21 protein-coding genes are annotated in these 20702 nt (G+C 66.1%); 9 read left to right on the top strand and 12 right to left on the bottom strand.

Annotated features, from left to right (window positions below):
• Positions 1-14 precede the first annotated feature (14 nt).
• Genes SKC41_RS14955 through SKC41_RS14940 form a run of 4 tightly spaced genes read right to left on the bottom strand, consistent with a single transcriptional unit; the run spans position 15 to position 3018 of the window.
• Positions 15-224, bottom strand: a complete 210-nt coding sequence (locus SKC41_RS14955) for a hypothetical protein (RefSeq protein ID WP_330978287.1) — start codon at positions 222-224, stop codon at positions 15-17.
• Between the two features lie 4 nt (positions 225-228).
• Positions 229-681, bottom strand: coding sequence for a Zn-ribbon domain-containing OB-fold protein (locus tag SKC41_RS14950; protein WP_330978286.1), 453 nt, complete (start codon positions 679-681; stop codon positions 229-231).
• Complete coding sequence (locus SKC41_RS14945; RefSeq protein WP_442931688.1) at positions 678-1841, bottom strand: thiolase C-terminal domain-containing protein; 1164 nt, start codon at positions 1839-1841, stop codon at positions 678-680. Before SKC41_RS14945 ends, SKC41_RS14950 begins: the two co-directional genes overlap by 4 nt.
• Before the next feature lie 40 nt (positions 1842-1881).
• Positions 1882-3018: an amidohydrolase family protein gene (locus SKC41_RS14940; protein ID WP_330978284.1), complete on the bottom strand. Its 1137-nt coding sequence runs from the start codon at positions 3016-3018 to the stop codon at positions 1882-1884.
• A 136-nt stretch (positions 3019-3154) separates the two neighbouring features.
• Between SKC41_RS14940 and SKC41_RS14935 the strand changes: the two genes are divergently transcribed.
• A complete protein-coding gene (locus SKC41_RS14935) occupies positions 3155-3838 on the top strand; it encodes a TetR/AcrR family transcriptional regulator (protein WP_330978283.1) in 684 nt (227 codons plus the stop codon).
• Between the two features lie 4 nt (positions 3839-3842).
• Here SKC41_RS14935 and SKC41_RS14930 read toward each other — a convergent pair whose 3' ends face one another.
• Positions 3843-6293, bottom strand: coding sequence for a CaiB/BaiF CoA-transferase family protein (locus tag SKC41_RS14930; protein ID WP_330978282.1), 2451 nt, complete (start codon positions 6291-6293; stop codon positions 3843-3845).
• 212 nt (positions 6294-6505) lie between these two features.
• Between SKC41_RS14930 and SKC41_RS14925 the strand changes: the two genes are divergently transcribed.
• Positions 6506-7042, top strand: coding sequence for a PaaI family thioesterase (locus SKC41_RS14925; RefSeq protein WP_330978901.1), 537 nt, complete (start codon positions 6506-6508; stop codon positions 7040-7042).
• Between the two features lie 16 nt (positions 7043-7058).
• Here SKC41_RS14925 and SKC41_RS14920 read toward each other — a convergent pair whose 3' ends face one another.
• The 7 genes from SKC41_RS14920 to SKC41_RS14890 are packed head-to-tail and all read right to left on the bottom strand — an operon-like array spanning position 7059 to position 14459.
• Positions 7059-8558 (bottom strand): class I adenylate-forming enzyme family protein, encoded by a 1500-nt coding sequence (locus SKC41_RS14920; protein ID WP_330978281.1) that lies wholly within the window; start codon positions 8556-8558, stop codon positions 7059-7061.
• A complete protein-coding gene (locus SKC41_RS14915) occupies positions 8559-9710 on the bottom strand; it encodes an acetyl-CoA acetyltransferase (RefSeq protein WP_330978280.1) in 1152 nt (383 codons plus the stop codon).
• The gene (locus SKC41_RS14910; RefSeq protein WP_330978279.1) at positions 9707-10732 is read right to left on the bottom strand and encodes an acyl-CoA dehydrogenase family protein; all 1026 of its coding nucleotides are present in this window, start codon (positions 10730-10732) and stop codon (positions 9707-9709) included. The genes SKC41_RS14915 and SKC41_RS14910 overlap by 4 nt, the downstream gene beginning before the upstream one ends.
• A 12-nt stretch (positions 10733-10744) precedes the next feature.
• Positions 10745-11917, bottom strand: coding sequence for an acyl-CoA dehydrogenase family protein (locus tag SKC41_RS14905; RefSeq protein WP_330978278.1), 1173 nt, complete (start codon positions 11915-11917; stop codon positions 10745-10747).
• Positions 11918-11962: 45 nt separating this feature from the next.
• Entirely contained in the window at positions 11963-12727 is a 765-nt protein-coding gene (locus SKC41_RS14900; RefSeq protein WP_330978277.1) for an aldolase/citrate lyase family protein, read from the bottom strand.
• Entirely contained in the window at positions 12724-13545 is an 822-nt protein-coding gene (gene hpaH / locus SKC41_RS14895; RefSeq protein WP_330978276.1) for a 2-oxo-hept-4-ene-1,7-dioate hydratase, read from the bottom strand. The genes SKC41_RS14900 and hpaH overlap by 4 nt, the downstream gene beginning before the upstream one ends.
• The gene (locus SKC41_RS14890) at positions 13542-14459 is read right to left on the bottom strand and encodes an alpha/beta fold hydrolase (RefSeq protein WP_330978275.1); all 918 of its coding nucleotides are present in this window, start codon (positions 14457-14459) and stop codon (positions 13542-13544) included. The genes hpaH and SKC41_RS14890 overlap by 4 nt, the downstream gene beginning before the upstream one ends.
• A gap of 197 nt (positions 14460-14656) precedes the next feature.
• Between SKC41_RS14890 and SKC41_RS14885 the strand changes: the two genes are divergently transcribed.
• The 7 genes from SKC41_RS14885 to SKC41_RS14855 are packed head-to-tail and all read left to right on the top strand — an operon-like array spanning position 14657 to position 20697.
• Positions 14657-14902: a hypothetical protein gene (locus tag SKC41_RS14885; RefSeq protein WP_023860688.1), complete on the top strand. Its 246-nt coding sequence runs from the start codon at positions 14657-14659 to the stop codon at positions 14900-14902.
• 32 nt (positions 14903-14934) lie between these two features.
• A complete protein-coding gene (locus tag SKC41_RS14880) occupies positions 14935-16053 on the top strand; it encodes a thiolase family protein (protein ID WP_330978900.1) in 1119 nt (372 codons plus the stop codon).
• Entirely contained in the window at positions 16050-16490 is a 441-nt protein-coding gene (locus tag SKC41_RS14875; protein WP_330978274.1) for a Zn-ribbon domain-containing OB-fold protein, read from the top strand. Before SKC41_RS14880 ends, SKC41_RS14875 begins: the two co-directional genes overlap by 4 nt.
• Positions 16487-17782, top strand: coding sequence for an aromatic ring-hydroxylating oxygenase subunit alpha (locus SKC41_RS14870; protein ID WP_330978273.1), 1296 nt, complete (start codon positions 16487-16489; stop codon positions 17780-17782). Before SKC41_RS14875 ends, SKC41_RS14870 begins: the two co-directional genes overlap by 4 nt.
• Positions 17779-18294, top strand: a complete 516-nt coding sequence (locus tag SKC41_RS14865; RefSeq protein WP_330978272.1) for an aromatic-ring-hydroxylating dioxygenase subunit beta — start codon at positions 17779-17781, stop codon at positions 18292-18294. Before SKC41_RS14870 ends, SKC41_RS14865 begins: the two co-directional genes overlap by 4 nt.
• 16 nt (positions 18295-18310) lie before the next feature.
• Positions 18311-19918, top strand: coding sequence for a class I adenylate-forming enzyme family protein (locus SKC41_RS14860; RefSeq protein WP_330978271.1), 1608 nt, complete (start codon positions 18311-18313; stop codon positions 19916-19918).
• Positions 19915-20697: an enoyl-CoA hydratase/isomerase family protein gene (locus SKC41_RS14855; protein WP_330978270.1), complete on the top strand. Its 783-nt coding sequence runs from the start codon at positions 19915-19917 to the stop codon at positions 20695-20697. Before SKC41_RS14860 ends, SKC41_RS14855 begins: the two co-directional genes overlap by 4 nt.
• Positions 20698-20702 lie beyond the last annotated feature (5 nt).

Below are 20702 nucleotides of genomic sequence, written 5' to 3'. Positions count from 1 at the left end.
CGGCTCCTCTTGTGTCAGTCGGCAATGCTGCCGGTGTGAATCCTCGCTTGCCGCAAGCCTTCCTGGGGGTCGTCGACCTCGATGTCCCAGTCGCCGCACGAGCACGTGCAACGGAAGTGACCATTGACGGGCAAGATGGCCTGACCGTCACAGGATCCGCCGGTGTTGGCGATGCTGGTCAGAAACTCCAGCGGCTTCTCGTGCAGAGCGCTGTCGTCAGGCACGGCGTTACTCTTCGCCCTGAGCGCCAACGCGGAAGACGGGCAGCAGCCAGCCGTCGGCGATCGGTGAGAAGTCAACGTGGACGGGCATTCCGATCGTGACGTCGGCGGGTGCAATGTCGACGACGTTCGAGACAAGTCGCGCACCGGGCGCGTCGGGCAGGTCGAGGACCGCCGGCACCAACACGAGATCCGGCATGCCGGGGAAACCATGCACTACGGCGAAACTGTAAACGACGGCATCACCGCTGAGGTCCACCCAATTTACTTGTTTAGATTGACAATTGGGGCAGAACGGCGTCGGGGGCAGCCGGAAGGTCCGGCAGTCGCCGCACTGCGGCGCCACCAGCCGCCGCTCCTTCGCGGCCTGCCAGAACGGCTCGGTGTCCTTATTGACCGCGATCCGGACGTGCTCGCCGGGGATCACCGTGGCCAACGTGGCGGCGGCGGCGGTACTCATGCGGCGCACCCCAGGATCAGCCCGCTCACGGGCAGGCTCGCCGGCCCCCCGGTGACCAAGGCGAGTTCGGCGTCGGCGACCTGGTTGATGGCGGTTCCGCGCATCTGCTCAACCCCTTCCATGATGTGGGTCATGCCGATGATGTAAGCCTCGGAGAGCTGACCGCCGTGGGTATTGACCGGGATCGAGCCGCCGTCATACCGGATCGCTCCGCTTTCGACGAACGCGCCACCCTCCCCCTTGCCGCAGAACCCGTAGTCCTCGAGCTGCATGAGCACCATCGGGCTGAAGTGGTCGTAGAGCAGCGCGACGTCGATGTCGGCGGCGCCGATACCGGCCTGCTCGTAAAGCCGCTTGGCGATGGGCGCATTGCCCGAGGAGGCGAAGTATTCGTCGGGCATGCCCATCCAGGCGAAGGCCCTGCCCCAGTCACGCACGCCACCGTGAGCCGCGGCGACCACCGGCACCGGTGGCTGCTGCAGATCCTTGGCCCGGTCCATACTGGTGGTGATCACCGCGACGGCACCGTCGGTCTCCTGGCAGAAGTCGTAGAGGCACAACGGTTCTGCGATCATCCGCGCATTGAAATAGTCATCCAACGTCAGCGGTTGGCGGTGCATGGCCTTCGGTCTGTTGATCGCGTTGGCCCGCGTCGAGAGGGCGATCTCGGCGAACGCCTCGCGGCGGGTGCCGTAGAGGTGCATGTGCCGACGAGCCATCACCGACATCAGCTGGCCGGGACCGAACAGTCCGGACGGTTGCAGGAACGAGTTGATCGGATCGGGTTCCAGCGCCGAGAACACCGAGCCCAGGCGTTGTTTGGATTGCTGCAGCGCCATCACCGTGACCACCACCGAGGCGTCCCCGGCGACGATGGCGGCCCGCGCCAGCCCGATCGCGCCCGCGGAGCCACCCCCACCGGAGGTCAGTGCGGCGGTGAACCGAACCTCGGGAATGCCAAGCGTTTCCACGAAGTCGGCGGTGTCCATCTTCTCGGTGTAGCCCGCGCTGGCTCCCGAATAGTAGGCGAACCCGTCAACATCGGTGACGGGCAGACCCGCGTCCTCGCACGCCGCCAGGATCGCCTCACCGGCCAGCTCGGTGATCGACTTCGGCAACGACCCGCCGCGCTTGTAGTAGGGCGTGGCACCGACGCCCACAATGGCGACGTCGCGTAGTCCTGTTGTATTGGGCACGCGCTCAGACGTATTCGGCTGGTATGGGCGGGACATCGGGGAACAGTTCATAGAACGTGCCCTGGGTGATCCGCAGCCGGGTCTCGTCGCTGACGCCGTCGAACAGCCCCTTCAGGGTGTCTTGGGTGTGACCGAAGGTGCCCTCCATATGCGGGTAGTCGCTGCCAAACATCACGTTCTGGTAGCCCATGTGCTCGAACGCCGCGACCGCGGTCTCGTCGTGCTGGAATGAGGCATACACCTGCGTGTAGAGGATCTCCTTGGGGCTGCGAGTCAGTTTGGGCCGCACCGCCATATGATGTTGGCGATATCCCTCGACCATTCGGTCACCGAGGAACGGCACCCAGGTCGCTCCGCCTTCGGAGATCAGCACCCGAAGGTCAGGGTGGCGGTCCAAAGCGCCGGAGGCGACCATCTTCATCGCCGCCCGTTGACCTGAGAACGTGGTCTCGGCGTAGTTCATCACCGCTCCGCCCGGCCCCCGGTAGACCTGGCCCGCTCCGCCCGATGCACCGCCCACCGTCATGTCGACCGGGTCGGTGCCGATATGGAATGCGATCACCATGCCGGCTTCTTCGGCCGCCGCCCAGAACGGTTCCCACTCCTTGCGGTGCCAGTCCGGGGCGCTCGGATGGGGCGTCGTCGGCAAGAACACCGCCTTGAAGCCTTTGCCTGCCGCCCAATGCAGTTCCTCGACGGCATCCTCCACGACCAGAGTCGACACCTGGGCGGTCACCACATAACGCGGCGACACCGCGCAAATCTCCTCGAGCGCCCACTCGTTGCTGGCGCGCATGCACGCCTTGAGCAATTCGGGGGTGCGGAAAGTCGAGGCCCACATGCCGAGCGACGGGAAAATGACCTCGCCCCAGACGCCTTCCTTGTCCAAGTCCCCAAGCCGTGCCTTCGCATCGCGGATGCCCTGCGGCTTCATGCTCTCCTCGATGAAGGCGGTCATCGCCGACGACGGCAGCTTGCGCCGGAAGATCTGTCCGTCGACCGAGACCGTCTCGTACTCGCCGTCGGGATCCTTCTCGGCGTGCGGCGTCAGGTCGGCGAGCGCCTTGGGTAAACGGGACTGCCACAGGTCGTCGGGTTCCAGGAAGTGCGAATCACCCGAATTCGTCCAGATCATGCTCATTGGTCCTCCACGGATCCGTCGCTCATTCGAATGATGCCAGCCACCCAGGCGCAAGTCCAGCATTTCTAATGACTAGACATTACTATTTTGCTGAAGGGGTGACGACGGTAAAACTGAGGCGGACTAGAGGAGGCCCATGCCGGAGCTGGGAGCGGAGTCGCCCCCGAGCGAGCGGAGGCGGAACGCCTCGGGCGAATCGACTCGGGTGATGTTGATGGAGGTCGCCGAGCGGCTGTTCGCCACGCGCGGCATCGAAGCGGTGACACTGAAGGAGATTCAGCAAGCGGCCGGGCAGTCCAACACCTCGGTGATCCGCTACCACTTCGGCTCCCGCGAGGGCCTGATCCGTGCGCTGATCGCGTACCGCCAGGCCTCACTTGGGGCCGATCGTCAGGAAATGCTCGCGACCATGCGCGAGCAGGGCAAGGAAGCGGACCCCCGAGCCGTGGTTTGGCTGCTGGTGCGGCCGCTGGCCAACAGCATCGCCGCGGGTGAGATGTTCGCGCCTTTCCTCGCCCGGCTCATGGAGGATCCGCGGGCGCGCAGCGATTACTGGCCGGATCACGTCGACGATGAATGGACCCAGGAGAAGCTGGAAGAGCTGGTCGACGCCGCGCTGCAGGATCTGCCCGAGCGGATCCGGCGCGGCCGGACCTTCCAGCTGTACGTCAGCCTGATCAATGTCCTTGCTGCGGCAGCTCGTTCGGGCCACGGGCTCAGCGAGGCGCAGCTGCATAATTACGTGGACACCTGGGTCGGAATGTTAACGGCGCCGGTGTCGTACGAAACTCGCGCGCTGATGGCCGAAAACGACGTCTGAGCCGTCAGCTGCCGCCGACGATCTCCTTGGCTCTCAGGTCAGCGATCGCCGCCTCGTCCAGTCCGATCTCGCGCAGGACCCTATCGGTGTGCTGTCCGATGGTGCATCCCGCGTCGGCCTGTGTCCGTGATCGCGAGAACCGGCACAGCGGGGCGAGCCGCCGGTGCTCCTCGAAGATCGGGCTGTAGGCGTCCACGGCATAGCCCGCCTCGTAGTACGGGTCGGTCTGCAGCACCAACTCGGAATTGGCCTCCATCACCTCGACGCACCCAACGTCTTGAGCGGACAGTTCCTCTTCCCACTCCAGTTTGGTCTTGGTCGCGAAAACCGTTGTCAGTGCGGCGATTAGCTCCTCGTCGTACTGTGAGCGGGATTCGGCGTCGGCAAAGCGCTCGTCGGCATGCAAGTCGACGTACGGCGACATCGCTTTAGCCAGTGCCGGCCATTCGCGCGGCAAGGGAGCAGCGAGGAAGACATAGCCGTCGGCCGCTCGGTACATCCGATACAGAGCGTTCATGCCGAAAAACTGTTCGTCGGCGGGCGTCTCGGCGGGTCGGGACGCATAGCACGCGTTGTAGGCGATCATTGCCTGCTGCACGGTGCCGAGCATCGTTGTCACCACGTTAGTCAGCGTCTTCCCACGGCGCTTGGCGTACAAAGCGACCAGGAGCGCCGAACCGACACCATGCGCCGCGATGCCGTCGGATTGCACCGCGGGGACGGCTCCGCCCGCGTGGAGTTTGACAGCCCGCCGGTGCAAGTCATCCAGATCGGCGGGAGGCTCACCCGTGTCGTGGCTGTCGACGAGCGCCAGGCCCGACGCCGCACCGACCGACGGTGCGTAGGCCGCGCGATGGGCGAACGGTCCGTCGACCCCGTAACCCGAGGTCGTCACGAACGCCAAGTCCGGATTGACCGCCCGCAGCGAGGCCTCATCGATCTTCGCCCGCTCCGCAGCCTTCCCGCGGAAGCACTGCAGTACGATGTCGGACCGCTTGGCTAGTTCGTAGACCAGCTCGAGGCCCTCGGGCTTGGTGAAGTCGATCGCGACGCTTTCCTTGCCCTGCAACACCTTTGCGCCGCCCGCCTCGGGGAACGCGACCAGGCTGCGGATGTTGTCGCCGTCGAGCGGTTCGACCTTGATGACACGGGCACCCAGGTCGGCCAGCAGGGTCGCGCCGTATGGTCCGGCGAACATACTGCCGAACTCCAGCACCGTCACACCCTGCAGCGGCGGATCGTCGTGGTCTGCCTGCGGGGCGGCCGGAGAGGCGCCGCCCACTTGGTCGAAGGTGACCGAGTCGTTGTGCTCGCCGACTCGTGGGGCCGGCCGAAGCCGGGTCAGCGGTTTGCCGTCGGCATGAATGAGGGTCGACGGCTGTCGTACGGCTCCCAGGTCGGGGTCGATGACGGTGGCGGCGCGCCCTTCGTGCGCGGTCTGCGGATGGTTCAGCGAGTCCTCGGGACTCCGGAACAGTTCCCCACTCAGGTCGGGGTTTCCCGCCATGGCCTGCTGCCATTCGGCGAGCGTGCGGGCACCGACCCGTTCGATCATCATGTCCCACCACTGCATGCGAAGTTCGGGGGTCGGCAACATGGGAAAGCCCTGCCACTTCGGGTCGGCGAGCTCCCCCAGCAGGTCCAGCTCGGCCAGCCAGGCGCCGATCAACTTCGGCGATACCTGTGCGAACTGCAGCCATCGCCCGTCCTTGGTCGCGCACACCAGCAACGCGTAAATGAGGTAGGCCTGGGGCCGGCCCCGATCGTCGTATGCGGCATCCATCGGTTCGAAGGCGCCCGGATACCGTTGCAGCACCATCTCGTAGAACCAGTTGTAGGGATCCATCGATCCCATGCCCGTTACCAAGTTGGTCTCGACCGTTTGGCCCAGCCCGCTGCTGTCTCGCTCGAGGAGCGCGGCCAGCACACCCTGAACGGCGGCGTGGGCGGCTCCCCACGAGGCGTAGGTGAACGTGGTGAACGCCGGGCCGGGACGTGGCGCGAGTCCGCGCTTCTCGTGCATGACGCCCGTCTTGGCCATCACCAGCGCTTCCCAGCCCTTGTAGTTGCGGAACGGGCCCGACGAGCCCCAGCCGGTGATCGTCGCCACGACGAGTCGTGGGTAGGCCTTCGACACCGCGTCGTGAGCAAGGCCAATGCGCTCGGCGGTGGTCGGCCGCATGGTGCTCACCATGACGTCGGCACGCCGCAACAGGGCACGCAGCCGCTCGAGGTCCGCGTCGTCGTGCAGGTTCAATGTCACGCTGCGCTTGCCACGCAGCAGCGCTGGCCAGCCAGCGAGATCACGTAGCGGACTGCCGTCGGGCGGCTCGACCATGATCACCTCGGCGCCGCAGTCGGCGAGAAACTGCGTCGCCTGCGCGCCGGGCAGCGTCGTCGACAGATCGACCACCACGAGGCCGGCCAGCGGCCCGTCCGACGCGACTTCCGGCATGTTCGCTCCCTAGCGCCTGCGGGCGGATCTCATGAAGACGTGAAGTGACGCACGCCACGTCAGCATCGCAGCGATCAATATTAATGTCAATGTATTAGTCTTGCGGGATGACGGAGACCCACGAAGCGGAGTCACGGGGCGGGTTCCCGCCGATGCGTACCTGGCAGGAGCCGACGGTACGGAGCCCGGGCGGGGGCGCCGAATACGGCGACATGATCGCGGCGCTGCGCGATTTCCTTGACCACGTGGCCGCGGCGGCGCCGGACGCGGCGACGATAGTCGCGCTAACGCAGGACTTGCGGCGATGGGCCGACCGCTTGGCCCAATCCGCAGTCACCGAGCGACGGCAGATCTTCGCCCGTCGGCTCGATCTGCCAGGACGCGGACAAACTATGTCCCCCAACTTCATTCCGACCGCGGGCGACCAGGAGAAAGTCGAGGGGTCGGTAACGTTCGGCCGATACTTCCTAGGCGGCGGAGGGGCCGTCCACGGCGGTGCCATCCCACTGCTATTCGATGAAGTGCTCGGGCGGCTCGCCAGTAGCGGCGAGCGTGCTCCTGCGCGGACCGCGTATTTGCACACCGACTTCCGGTCCATCACACCAGTCGGCGAGGAACTGACGGTGCGGGCGTGGTTCGTCAGCGAGCGGGGGCGCAAACGGGTGCTCCGCGCTCAACTCACCCACGGTGACACGCTGTGCGCCGAAGCCGAGGGCCTATTTATCGAGCTGCGCCCGGATCAGCCGTGAGTCAACGCTCGACTTCTCACCTTGTCGGTTGCCGGCGTTGAATATCTTTGTCATGCAAGGTGATCAGTTCGTGCAGGGCGAGCCGGTCCGGCTTGAGCATCGCCGTCAGCGGTAACTCGTCGACGATCAGCAATTCGTCGGGAGCCTTGTAATCGGCCAGTTCGGCCACCACGTGAGTTCGCAACTCGGCCAGCGTCGGCGGCGCGGCGGCGTCCGCCGGCACCACGCACGCAACGCCGATCTCTCCGATCACCGGGGCCGAGCGCCCCACTACGGCAGCATGTTTCACACCGGGGTGTCCGGTGAGCGTCCGCTCCACCTCGCCGGGATGGACGTTGTAGCCACCCCGGATGTACATGTCACCGCGGCGCCCAACCAGGGTGATATTGCCGTCGGCGCCGAGGGTGCCGACGTCGCCAGTGCGCAGCCAGCCATCGCGCAACACCTCTGCGGTGAGTTCCGGGTTACGCCAATAGCCGCTCATCACGCAGGGGCCGCTCACCTCGAGTACACCGTCCGATCCGATGCGCACGTCCATTCCCGCGGCAGGCCGCCCCACGGTGCGGAACTGAACCTCGGGGGCGTCGTCCGGTTCGGTGCCGCAGATGGTCGGACACTCGGTCATCGCATACCGCGCCACCAGCGGAACCCCGATATCCTCGGCGACCCGCCGTACCAGTTCGGGTGGCGCCGGCGCTGTGGCCACCACCCCGATCCGCAAGTGCGGCAACGCCTTCGAGCTCACTCCATCGACATCGAGCAGCTTGGCCCACTGGGTCGGGACCGCACCCGCCACGGTGACGCGCTCGTCTCGAAGGACGTCGAACATGCCCCTTGCCGACCACGGTGTCGGTGGTACCACCAGCGTGCTGCCCCACACCAATTGATCCCAGAGCTTGAACATGTAGCCGGCGTGCGAAAACGGCGTCGACGTGAGTCGCCTGTCGTAGGGCGCGCTCATCACGCCTGATGCTGCCGCGCCCGCGGCCAGTCGGTCGGCATCGAAGGCCGCGCCCTTCGGCGTCCCCGTCGTGCCGCTGGTGAAGATCAACGCAACCAGGTTCCGCCGGTTGAGCTGCACGGCAGGTGGTGCCGATCGCGACCTGTCGCTGCACAGCGCATCCCGCGACAGCAGCCGGTGCCCGGTATCGGGTAGCGCGCCGAGACGGTCGTCGGCGACGATCAACGCTGGATCAGCCTGCTGCAGAATCGATTCGATCTCTCGTCGACCGAGCCGGGGGTTCAGGCCGGCGGTGATGGCGCCGATCATCGCCGCGGCGGCGTAACACGTCGCATAGTCGATGCCCGACGGCAGCCACAGCGTGACGACGTCACCCTTGCCGACGCCGACGTCGGCGAACTGCGCTGCCACACCACGGGCCCGGCCGATCCAGTCCGCGAACGTGATTCGGGCGCCGGGCTCGACGTAGGCCTCACGGTCGCCGTGCGCCCTAGCAGCGCGCTCCAGCATCGACCGTGTGTCGCTGACATCAGAATTCAACGGTGCGTGAGCCACCTACGGTTCCTCGGCGCCGAGAATCATCGTGCCGCTGGAGCAGAACCAGCCGCCGGTGCCGCTGACACAGGCGATCTTGGCATCGGACACTTGGCGCGGGCCGCATTCCCCGCGTAGCTGACGGGCCGCCTCGACCAGCAGGAACAAGCCCCGCTGACCCGGGTGGCACGCCGACAGACCGCCGCCGTCGGTGTTGGTGGGAAGTTCGCCGCCCAACCGCAACGAACCCTTCTCGACGAATCCGCCGCCCTCACCCTTCGGGCAGAAGCCGAGGTCTTCGAGGGTGAGCAGCAACATGTAGGTGAACGCGTCGTAGATTTCGGCGACGTCGACGTCGGACGGAGAGACACCGGCGCGAGCGAAGGCCAGCGGCCCGCTCACCGCGGCCGGGCCGATGGTGAGGTCGTCCCACTGAGAGGTGAGCATGTGCGAGGTCGTTTCCCCCGAGCCGAGCACCCACACCGGCTTACTACGAAGATCCTTTGCGCGTTCCGCGCTGACAAGCACGGCGGCCGCACCACCGTCGCTGCGAATGCAGCAGTGCAGCTTGGTGAATGGATCCGCGATCATCGGTCCGCCGAGCACGTCGTCGATGCTGATCGGGTCGCGGTAGTAGGCCTCGGGGTTGTCGGCCGCGTTGAACCGCGCGGACACAGCGACCTCGGCAAGCTGCTCGATCGTGGTGCCGTAGGTGTACATGTGCCGGCGCGCCGCCATGGCGTACTTGGAGATCAGGGTGTGGCCGTAGGGCGCCTCCCACTGCAGCGGACCGCGCGCGCCCCAATTGATGTTGGCCCCCCGCAACCCTTTTCGGATATCCGAGCGCGCGGTCGAGCCGTAGGTCAGCAGCACCACGTCGGCGTGCCCGGCGGCGATCGCGTCGGCCGCGTGGGCTGCCATCACCTCCCACGACGCTCCCCCGACGGCGGTGGAGTCGATCCAGCGGGGCCGCAGCCCCAGATACTCGCCCACGTCGACCGGGGGCAGCGTGCCCTGACCGGTAGAGGCCAACCCGTCGACGTCGGCGGGCGTCAGCCCGGCATCCGCCAGGGCGCGGCGACTGGCCTGGGCGATCAGGTCGTACGGCCCCTTATCGTCGACCCGGCCGACGTCGGACAAGGCAACGCCCGCGATAGCGACAGAGCCGCTCATTGGGCGCGGTCCTGGGCCAGCAGTTCGGCCAGCACGTCGGTAGGCTCACCGAACAAGTGCCGAAACACGTGCGCGCGCTTCAGATACAGGTGCATGTCGTTCTCGAACGTGTAGCCCATCCCGCCGAACACGTGGATGCCTGCGGCGGCATTGTCGACCGCCGCCGAGCCGGCCACCGTGACGGCCGACAACACCTGCAGCAGTGCGTCGGTGCGGCCACCCGCCAACGCGATCGCAGCGAAGAATGTCTGCGCCTGAGCGGCCTCGGCGGCGATCTCCATGTTGACGCAGGCGTGCTTGATCGCCTGATGCACGCCGATCGGTTTGCCGAACTGCACCCGGGTCTTGGCGTGTTCGGTCGCCAACGCTGCCGCGGCCGCCGCCAAGCCGGTGAGATAGCCCGCCGCAAGCACCATGGCGCGGGCCCAGATCCATTCGTCCGGCAACCAATGCACGGGTTCAGCGGATTCTACTGTGGCCGAGGATATCCGGGTGCCCGGGTCGGCGGCGGTCACTGCGGCCAGCGGGCCGAAGGAGTCGATGTCGACGAGCGCGGCACCGCTGCGTACCACCAGCAGGGCGTGCGAGGCACCCGCCGGTTCGAACAGTTCGAAGGTGCCTTTGAGGGGTCGCGCGGGGCGCACGTCGCCGTCGCCGCGCAGTACCGCGAGGGCCACCGACGCCGCCCCGGAACCGATCCGCTGCGCCAGCGCGTCGTCGCCACAGCGGGCGGCCACCCGTGCGCCCAACGTGCATGCCAGGAAGGGCCCCGGCGCGAGCCGCTTTCCGAGCTCGACGAACAGCAGTGCCTCGTCATCGAGAGGCCGGCCCGACCCTCCGGACTCCTCGTCAAGTCCCAGCGTGAGCAGGCCCAATTCGGCACATTCGCGCCACAGCGCCTCGGGAACCGGCGCTTGTGCGTGGCGATTAGCGCGGATCCGTTCCACGGGCATCCGATCGGCGAGGAATTCACCGGCCGCCGTGACGATTTCGAGCTGATCAACTCCGGGTAGTAGATCCACCGTTTGGTCCTCTCATCGCGGCAGTCCCAGCACCCGCTCGCCGACGATATTGCGCTGAATCTCCGACGTTCCGCCGCCGATGGCTTGGGAGAAGCTGTAGTAGTAGTAACCGACCCAGCCGTCGACATCCCAGCGCGACGAATACCGGACCGAGGCGGGACCGACAATATCCATCGCCAATTTGCCGATCTCCTTGGCTAATTCGGCGTACATCAGCTTGACGATCGATCCCCGCGGGCCCGGCGTCTCGGTCTTCATGGCCTCGCAAATGTTGGTGTAGGTGAGCGCCCGCAGCGACGCCACCGAGGCGCGGGCCCGCGCCAGCCGTCGCGCGATGTCGTCGTCGGCGATGGCGGGCCTGCGGCCATCCGGCCCGACGTGGTCGCGGGCATAGTCGATGAGGTCCTCGATGATCTTCGACAGCCGCACCTGGTTGGCGGTGAACGCGGTGCCGCGTTCGAAGGACAGCGTCGCCATCGCGACCGACCAGCCTTCCCCGACATCGCCGACCACATTGCTCAGCGGAATGCGCACATCGTCGTAGAACACTTCGCAGAATTCTGAGCCGCCTTCGATGGTCTCGATCGGGCGGACGTCGATGCCCGGGGTATTCATGTCACAGATCACCCAGGTGATGCCCTTGTGCTTGCCGCCGGTGTTGTCCGTGCGCACCAGCAGTTCCTGGTAGTCCGCGACGGTGGCGAAGCTGGTCCACAGCTTCTGTCCCGACACCACCAGGTCCTCACCGTCGATCACCGCCTTGGTGCGCAAGGCTGCCAGATCCGATCCAGCATCGGGCTCTGAGAAGCCCTGACACCAAATCACTTCGCCGCCAAGAATTTTTGGGAGGTGGAAGGACTTCTGTTCGTCGGTGGCCCTGGTGATCAGGGTGGGCCCGGCGTGCGAGTTACCCACGAAGCACGCGTCGATGCCGGGGAACCCCCGCGCGGCGTACTCCTCATACCAGATCAACTGCTGAAGCAGCGTCAGCCCTTTACCGCCGTACTCGGTGGGCCAGGCGATGCCGGCCCAGCCGCCTTCGGCCTGAGTGCGCTGCCAGGCAAGGTCGTATTCGCGGATACCCGCGTCGTCGCGGGGGCGCGACTCGGTCGGCTTGTTCTCGTCGAGCCACGTGCGGACCTGGTTGCGAAACTCCAGCTGGTCAGGCGTGAAGTCGAGGTCCATGATCCGGAATTCTAGGTGACACGATAGTCAGAAACAATGCGGTAGTCATCGTCGGCGATACTTCGCGGCCAGCTCTTCGGTACCCCGGGCCAGCAGAGCGACGTCCGCTCCGACGAGCACGAAGCTCGCACCGGCCGTCATGTAACGGCGCGCCAGCGGCTCGCTGAACGCATTAACCCCGGCGCGCTTGCCGTGTTCCACGATGGTCGCTAGCGCGGTCTCTATGGTGTTCACAATGTCCGGATGCTCGGGCTGCCCAAGTTTGCCCATCGACGCTGCCAGGTCGGCCGGTCCGATGAAGACCGCGTCCACTCCGTCGACGTCGACGATCTCCTCGAGCTGAGCCAGACCTGCCACACTCTCCACCTGGACGGTCAACGACACGGCCGTGTCAGCGGTGACAAGATAGTCAGAAATGCGGTTCCAACGGGACGCTCGGGCCAACGCGCTGCCGACGCCGCGGATGCCGTTAGGCGGATACCGCGTGGCGGAAACCGCCGCGACCGCCTCACCGGGGCCATCGATCATCGGGACGATGATGTTCTGGGCCCCGATGTCGAGCAACTGCTTGATGAACACCGGGTCAGCCGAGGGCGGACGCACCAGCACGTCGACATCGGGGTAGCCGGCCAACACCTGCAGTTGTTCGAGCGTGGTGCGCACATCGTTGGGCGCATGTTCCTGATCCAACAGCAGCCAGTCGATTCCGGACCCTGCACAGATTTCGGTGACGTAACCGCTGCCCGAGGCCACCCACATGCCGATGCGCGGGTCGCCGTCCCCGATGCGCTGTGTCCACCGATTTGTCACGACGCCTCCGATTCAAACGTCACCGAGACCGTGCCCAGGGGGCCGTAGTCGGCGACGAAGCTGTCCCCCGGTTCGGCGAACACCGGCTTGGTGAACGATCCGGACAGGATGACCTCCCCGCGCTTGAGCGAAACCCCATGCGGAGCAAGACGATTAGCCAACCAGGCCACGCCGTTGCCGGGATGGTTGAGCACCGCGGCGGCCACCCCCGACTCCTCGATCGTGCCGTTGCGCAACAGCAGGGCCGCCACCCAGCGCAGGTCGACGTCCAGTGGGCGGAACACCCGCCCACCCAGGACCAGACCCGCGTCCGCGGCGTTGTCGGCGATGGTGTCGACGATGGTGCGCAGATGGCCGGTCTCGGGGTCCGACATCTGCACCCTGGCATCGAGGATCTCGAGTGCAGGGGTGACGAACTCGGTGGCCCGCAACACGTCGAACAATGTGACGCCCGGACCGCACAGCTGCTCGCCCAGCACGAACGCCAGCTCGACCTCGACGCGTGGACGGATGTAACGACCCACCGGAACGCGGCCGCCATCCTCGATGAACATGTCGTCGAACAGCGCGCCGTAATCCGGTTCGTCGATCGATACCGCGCGCTGCATCACCTTCGACGTCAGGCCGATCTTGCGGCCCTTGACTTTTCGCCCGTCGGCGACCTTCAGCGCGACGAGTGCCCGCTGCACCGCGTACGCGTCCTCGATGGTCATGGCGGGATAATCGAGCGACAACTGCCGGATCGGTGTGCGGGTCTTCTCGGCCTCATACAGCCGCCGCGCTATGTCCGCGAGGTCGTCCTCGGCGGGTCTGCTCATCTCGTGAGGAACTCGATCGCCGCGGCGTTGAACGCCTCGGGATCCTCGAAATGCGGCCAGTGCCGCACCGAGGGCATCTCGAACACCTCCGAGTTCGGGATCAGGTCGGCGATGGTGCGGGCGGTGTCCTGGTATACACCGTGATCCTTACCCGAGGCCACGATCATCACCGGGGCGGTGATGCCGCGCCACTTGTCGTCGGGAATCAGGTTGCGGTGGCGCACTTTCTCGTCCTGCAGGATCAGCAGCCGGTCAATGGTGTTGCGGGTGTCCTCGCGCCGATAGATAGCCTGGCGTAGGCCGATGAGATCAGGCAGCCGATTGGCTTCGTCGGCGATCAGGTGGGCGAAAACGGCGTGCAACGATTCCCACGTCGGCTCGTTGACCGCCTTGGTTCGCTCCGCCCGGATGCGCGCCATATTCGACGCCGACGCCTCCCGGCCGGCCGGCGACATCAGGATCACCTTGTCCACCCGGTCAGGGTGGCCCACGGACATCGCGGAAGCCACGAACGCCCCCAGCGACATGGCAATGAAATTGGCCGACGCCATGCCGAAGTGGTCCATCACCCCCAATACGTGCTCGACGTAAACCGCGATCTCGTAGTCGTAGTCCGGCTTGGCGGAGAACCCGTTGCCTACCATGTCGATCGCCACGCAGTGGAAGTGCTGCGACAGTGCGGCGAGGTTGGGCGCGAACGTCTCCCAGTGCCCGCCGGTGCCGTGCAGCAGGATGGCGTGCGGCTTGTCCGGGTCGCCCGCCTCGGCGTAACGAGTTCGGACGGGCACTCCGTTGACTCCGATGTCGACAAACCCCTGCCGGAACTCGAGCTCCTTGAGATACATCCAGATGCTGCGGTAGTTCTCGGTGTCGACTCGGCTCACGTCGACCGCCGGTGCTTGTAGTTGGCTCATCCCACCTTCTCGCATCACCATATCTGACATCAATGTCATCTCGTGCCGATGTCGCCCCACGCGTTCACCATCGTCGCACAAGCTCTATGTTCCCATGTGGAGAACGGCTCACGCCAGTCCATCTACGTGTGGGACGCAAAGCATCGTGGCGTGCTGCTCCATTGATTCTGACACTTGTATGCGGTAATACTGGGCAGGTGAACACTCCGGCCGGACGCCGCGTCCTCGCCGACCTGGTCAACGAGTTCGCGGCCGTGCGGTTGTCGTTAGACGTCAACGGCAACGGCCCCCGCCTGCTCGTCGAGGATCTCGAGGGCGGTGAGCAGGTCTTCTTGTGTCCGTTGGAGCTGGCCAGCTTCACGTTGGCCACCCCCGAAGACCGCGAGGAGTGGGTGCGGGTGGGCAACTACCGCGGCGAACGCCGGCCAACGGAGCGGCCGTGAGCACGGCCGATGCCGACCTGGTCGGCCTGGGCATGACCGCGATGTCACTGCGGCCGGGCTCGACACCGCTCGAGCTCGCCGTCAAGGCGAGCGACGCCGCGCTGTCCGACGCCGGACTCGGATGCGCTGATGTCGACGGGATCCTGGTCGGGTCATCACAAGGCGTTCGACCCGACCGGTTGGGCGTCGGCTTCGCCGCCGCGGCGGGCTTTTCGGACCTGCGCCTGCTCGAACATGTCGAGATCAAAGGTGCCACGACGATCGCCATGATCCAGCGCGCCCGCCACGCGATCGTCACCGGTGAGGCGGCAACCGTGCTGTGCGTATTCGCCGACGCACCCTTGGTCGCCGGCCGCGGCGCAGGGTCGACCTATGCACACAGTGGCGGCAACGTCGGGGTTCGCGGGCTGGAGCGGGCCTCAGGGCTGCTCGGCTCCGTGCCGACGTATGCGCTGCTGACCCAACGCTGGCTGCACGTCTCCGGCACCAGTCCGGAGGCACTGCGCTCGGTGGCCGTCACGGCAAGGGGTTGGGCGCGCGGCAATCCCGACGCGGTCAACCGGGAACCGCTGGACGACGCCGACTATGACGCTTCTCCGATGATCGCCGAACCGCTTCGGCTGTTGGACTGCGCTCGACCGGTGAACGGCGCGGTCGCCGTCGTGCTCACCGGGCGGCCCTCGATTGGCGCGAGCCGTGTGCGGGTTCGCGGCGCCGGGCGAGAACACCCGGTGCGGCGCCGACGCGCGGGCGCCGAGTCGTGGTTCGGCGGCGGTGGCCGCGCGGTGCAGGATGCACTCGACCAGGCCGGCATGGTCCGGTCGGACCTGCACGTCGCCGAACTCTACGACCCGTTCTCGATTGTGACCCTGGCGCTGCTCGACGAATACCGGCTCACCGGTGACATTCCCGCGGGCGCATTCGTGCGCGACGGCCACACCGGGCCGGGCGGTTCGCTACCGACCAACACCGGCGGTGGCCAGCTGTCCGGGTTTTATCTGCAGGGCATGACACCGTTGGCGGAGGCCGTGATTCAGCTACGCGGCACCGGTGGGGAACGGCAGGTTCCCGGGGCCACGGTGGCACTGGTCGGCGGTATCGGCGGCCGGATGGACCACCACGCCGCGTTAGTGCTGGAGCGCGCCGCATGACCGCCACTGCGGTCGAGGACTGGCTGTTGGACAGCGCGCTGGCCCCGACATCCGATGGCGACTTGCTGGCGCCGTTGTACCGGGCGGCTGCACGCAAGGAGCTCGCGATGCCATTCTGCGCGGCGTGCGCTCTACCACTCGAGCTCGACCAACAGGTCTGCGACGGCTGCGGGCACGGCGAACACGATTGGCGCACAGTCGATCCGAGTGGAACCGTACACACCGCGACGCTCATGCACCGGCGCGAGCCCGGCCTGGTACACGGTACGGCGCCCTACCCCATCGTCGACGTGGAGCTGTCGAGTGGGCACCGGATGGTGATGACCACCGTGCAACCCGCGGACACCGCACCGACCATCGGCACCGCGGTCCGCATCGGTTTCCGCCGCCTCGGCAATGTCGCCATCCCGGCCATCGACATCCTGGAGTACCAGTGACTACGATCGAATCTTTGTCTGCGACAAGTGACTTCGACGTCACCAGCGTTATACGCAGCGACCGCGTGCACGGCAGCGTGTACACCTCCGCCGAGATCTTCCGCCGTGAAATGGACACCATCTTCAAGACCGGATGGGTCTACGTCGCGCACGAGAGCGAGGTCAGCGAGCCGGGCGACTACCTCACCCGGATGATCGGCCATGACCCGGTCGTCGTGGCGCGCGGCAAGGACGGCGTGGTGCGGGTGGTGCTCAACCGCTGCACCCACCGGGCGAACAAGCTCTGCAACGCCGAAAAAGGCAACGCCAACTCGTTCCGGTGCCCATATCACGGCTGGACGTTCAGCAATACCGGTGCACTGCAGGGTGTTCCCATGCGTGAAGGTTACGGTGAGGCGTTCAACCAGGTGCGGTCCGAACTGGGTCTCGCCCAGGCGCCCCGGGTGGACAGCTACGGTGGATTCGTCTTCGCGTCATTGGCGCCCGAGGGCATCTCGCTGTCCGAGCATCTCGGCAAGGCGACGCACGCCATCGACCGCCTGTTGAATCTGTCCCCCGCCCGCACGATCGACTTGCGGGCCAACTGGATGAAGCACCTGCACCACGCCAACTGGAAAATGGTGGTGGAGAACAACGTCGACGGCTACCACGCACTGTTCACCCATGCCTCGGTGTACGACGCGATTAAGCCCGCCAAGGTGTCGCACGTCCCGACCAAGGTCGACGTGCTGGTCCGCGACCTCGGCAACGGCCATTCGGAGATCGACTACAGCGACGAATACCGAAAGCTCGATGAGGAATTCGTCTGGTATGGCCGGATCCCGCGGGCCAAGCTCACCGACTATGTCGACGCACTCGAGGGTGCGTACGGTCCCGAGCAGGCGCACGACGCACTGGTAGTCGGTCCCCCGCACACGTTGATATGGCCCAACCTTTTCCTCGCCGAGATGAACGTCATGTTCGTCGAGCCGCAGGCACCCGACCGCACCGTCGCCTACACCACCGCGGTCCTGATACCCGGTCAGGATGCGTTGAACGAGCGCACGCTGCGTCGTTCGGAGGGGGCGATGGGTCCGGCGGGGTTCCTGATCGCCGACGACGGGGAGATCGGCATGCGCAACCAGGCCGGCCTGGCCGCCGAACTGCCCGAGTGGCTGATGCTGGCCCGCGGCCTAGAAAGCGACATCGACGATACGACTGGAATCATCAACCGAGACAAGAGCGCCGAGACGCCTCAGCGCGGTTTCTACTCGCACTGGGCCTCGGTCGTCGGTGGGAGGGCCGGCGCATGACCGTCAACTCCGAGACCCAGGCCCGTCCCGCGCTGCGTCCCCTGCCGGACCCCGAGATCCTGTCGTTTCTGTATCTGGAAGCGCGCCTGGCCGACGAGGGCCGCTACTCGGAGTGGGAGGCGCTGTGGGCCGATGACGACGACACGGTCGAGTATCGCGTCCCGATGCACCCCGACGACGACCCGCGAACCACGCTGGCCTACATCAATGACAATCGGCGACGGATCAAGAGTCGGGTGGCCCAGCTCAACACCGGCAACCGGCACTCGCAGACCCCGCCTTCGGTGATGCGGCGCGTGGTCTCCAACAGCGAGGTGGTGGACACCGGTGCCGACACCGTCACGGTCGAGTCCAACTTCGCGTTGTTCGAATACCGTCTGCGTCAACGCTTCTGGGCCGGCCGCGTTCTCCACACGATTCGGTTGTCGCCGAATGGCCCTCGGCTGATTCGCAAGATCGTGCACCTGATCGACGCAAGCGGTCCGGTCGAGACACTCGCTTTCCTGATTTGAAGGGCCCCCTGATCTGATGCTCATCGGTGACATCGCAACCAACAACGCCCGCCGCTACCCCCACAAGCGTGCGCTGGTCGACGCCGACCGGTCGCTCACCTGGTCGCAGGTCGATGAACGAGCCGGCAGGCTCGCCAGCTTCCTGATCGGCCGGGGACTGGTGCCCGGTGACCGGGTGATGGTGATCGCCCGCAACTGCATCGAATGGCCGGAGATCTCGTTCGGCCTGGCCAAAGCCGGGCTGATCACGGTCCCGGTGAACATCCGACTGGCTCCCGACGAGGTGGCCCACGTCCGCGACGACTCGAGCGCGCGGGCGGTGATCATCCACGCCGACCACCTGGACAAGTTCCTCGGCGAATTGACCGACCTGGCATTGATATTGGGTGTGGGTACGCGATCAGCCCTCGGTACGGGTGAGTTGGTCACCGACTACGAGACGGCGCTGGCGCAATCACAGCCCGGCACCGGGCGTCGTGACGTCACACCGGACGACGTCGCCGTCATCCTGTACACGAGTGGCACCACCGGTCGCGCCAAAGGTGTGATGCACACTCATCGCGGCCTGCTCTACCAGGCGGCCGACACGAACCTGGTCACCGAGGCCAACCGCTCCGACGTGATGCTCGCGACGACGCCGTTCTTTACTGCAGGCGGCATGGTCCGCACGGTGTCTTGGCTCTATCTCGGTCAGACCATGGTGATCCATCAGAGATTCGACCCGCAGGCGGTGATCGACGACATCGAACGCAGTGCGATCACGTTCACGACCTTCATCCCGACGATGCTGCACCGGACGCTGGCGATCCTCGAAGACGGCCCACCGCGGGATATGTCGAGCCTGCGGCGCATCTCCTACGGCTCGGCCCCCGTGCCGCCGGGCCTGGCACGTAAGGCGATGGACCTGCTCGGCTGCGACCTGCAACAGCGCTACGGGCTCACCGAATGCGGCGGCCAGGCAACGATTCTCACCCCGCAGGATCATCGCGACATCGTTGCCGGCAAGACCTCGATCGCTACCTCATGCGGGCGGGAAACCCCGATGTGCGTGATCCGCGTGATCGACGTCGACGGCAAAGACGCCCGGACCGGCGATGTCGGTGAAATCGTGATCAGCAGCCCCGCCAATGCGATCGGCTACTGGAACCGGCCCGAGCAGACCGCCGAGACGTTCCGGCCCGACGGGTTGCGTAGCGGCGATCTGGGCTACCTTGACGAGGAGGGTTACCTACATATCACCGGCCGCAAAACCGATCTCATCATCTCCGGTGGGTTCAACGTCTACCCAGCGGAGATCGAGCGAGTGCTCGGCCAGCACCAGGACGTGGACATGGTGGCGGTGGTCGGGGTGCCTGACCCCGAGTGGGGTGAAACGCCGGTCGCCGCGGTGATTCCCAAACACCACGTCAGCGATCAGGCCGCGTTGAGCGCCGAACTCGCCGCGCTGTGCCGCGCGGAACTGGCCGGTTACAAGCAGCCGCGCCGGTTCGTGTTCTGGCGCGAGTTCCCATTGGGCCCCGCGGGCAAGATCCTCAAGCGCGAGATAGCTAACCAGGTGAACCACGTCAGCGAGTCGGATGCGAAGATGCCGGTATCCACCGGACCGACCGAGGAGCGAACGTGATCGAGCAGACCGACCTGGCCACCATTGAATTCCGGGTGACCGACCACGTCGCCACCGTGGCGCTCAACCGGCCCGAGAAGCTCAACAGCTTCACCGAACAGATGGCCGCCGAACTCGCTACAGTCTGGGCCCGAGTCCGCGACGACGAGGACATCCGCGTCGCGGTGCTGTGCGCCAACGGCGAGCGGGCGTTCTGCACCGGAATCGACGTGACCGAGGGCACCTGGTGGAAGCACCAACCGATCTTCAACCAGGAGGATCCGGGCCAATTACTGGGACCCAAGGCACACAAGGTGTGGAAGCCGGTGATCGCGGCACTGCACGGCATCGTGGCCGGCGGTGCCATGTATTTCGTCAACGAGTGCGACTTCTCGATCTGCAGCGAGACGGCCACGTTCTTCGACCCGCATGCCAATGCGGGCATCGTCTCGGCACTGGAGCCGATGGGCATGCTGGCCCTCGGCGTGCCGTACGGCGAGGTGATGCGCTGGGCACTGCTCGGCAGCGAGGAGCGGATGTCGGCGCAGACCGCTCTGCGGATCGGGCTCGTGACCGAGGTGGTACCGAACGATCAACTACGCGTCCGCGCCTTCGAACTGGCCTCCGAAATCGCCGCGCGCAGACCCAATGGCGTTCAGGGCACCGTCCGCGCGATGTGGGAGGCCCGCGATCTGACCCCCAGTGTCGCCGCCCGGCACGGCAAGTTCTTCACCGACCTTGGCAACGCCGGGGCCACCCCGGACTCGTTGAACAACAAGAAGAAACCGCGCATTCGATGAGGACG

The organism is Mycobacterium sp. 050128 (genome assembly GCF_036409155.1).
Classification (GTDB): Bacteria; Actinomycetota; Actinomycetes; order Mycobacteriales; family Mycobacteriaceae; genus Mycobacterium.
Note: the sequence above shows the minus strand (reverse complement) of the source record. Positions and strands in the feature narration are given on the sequence as shown.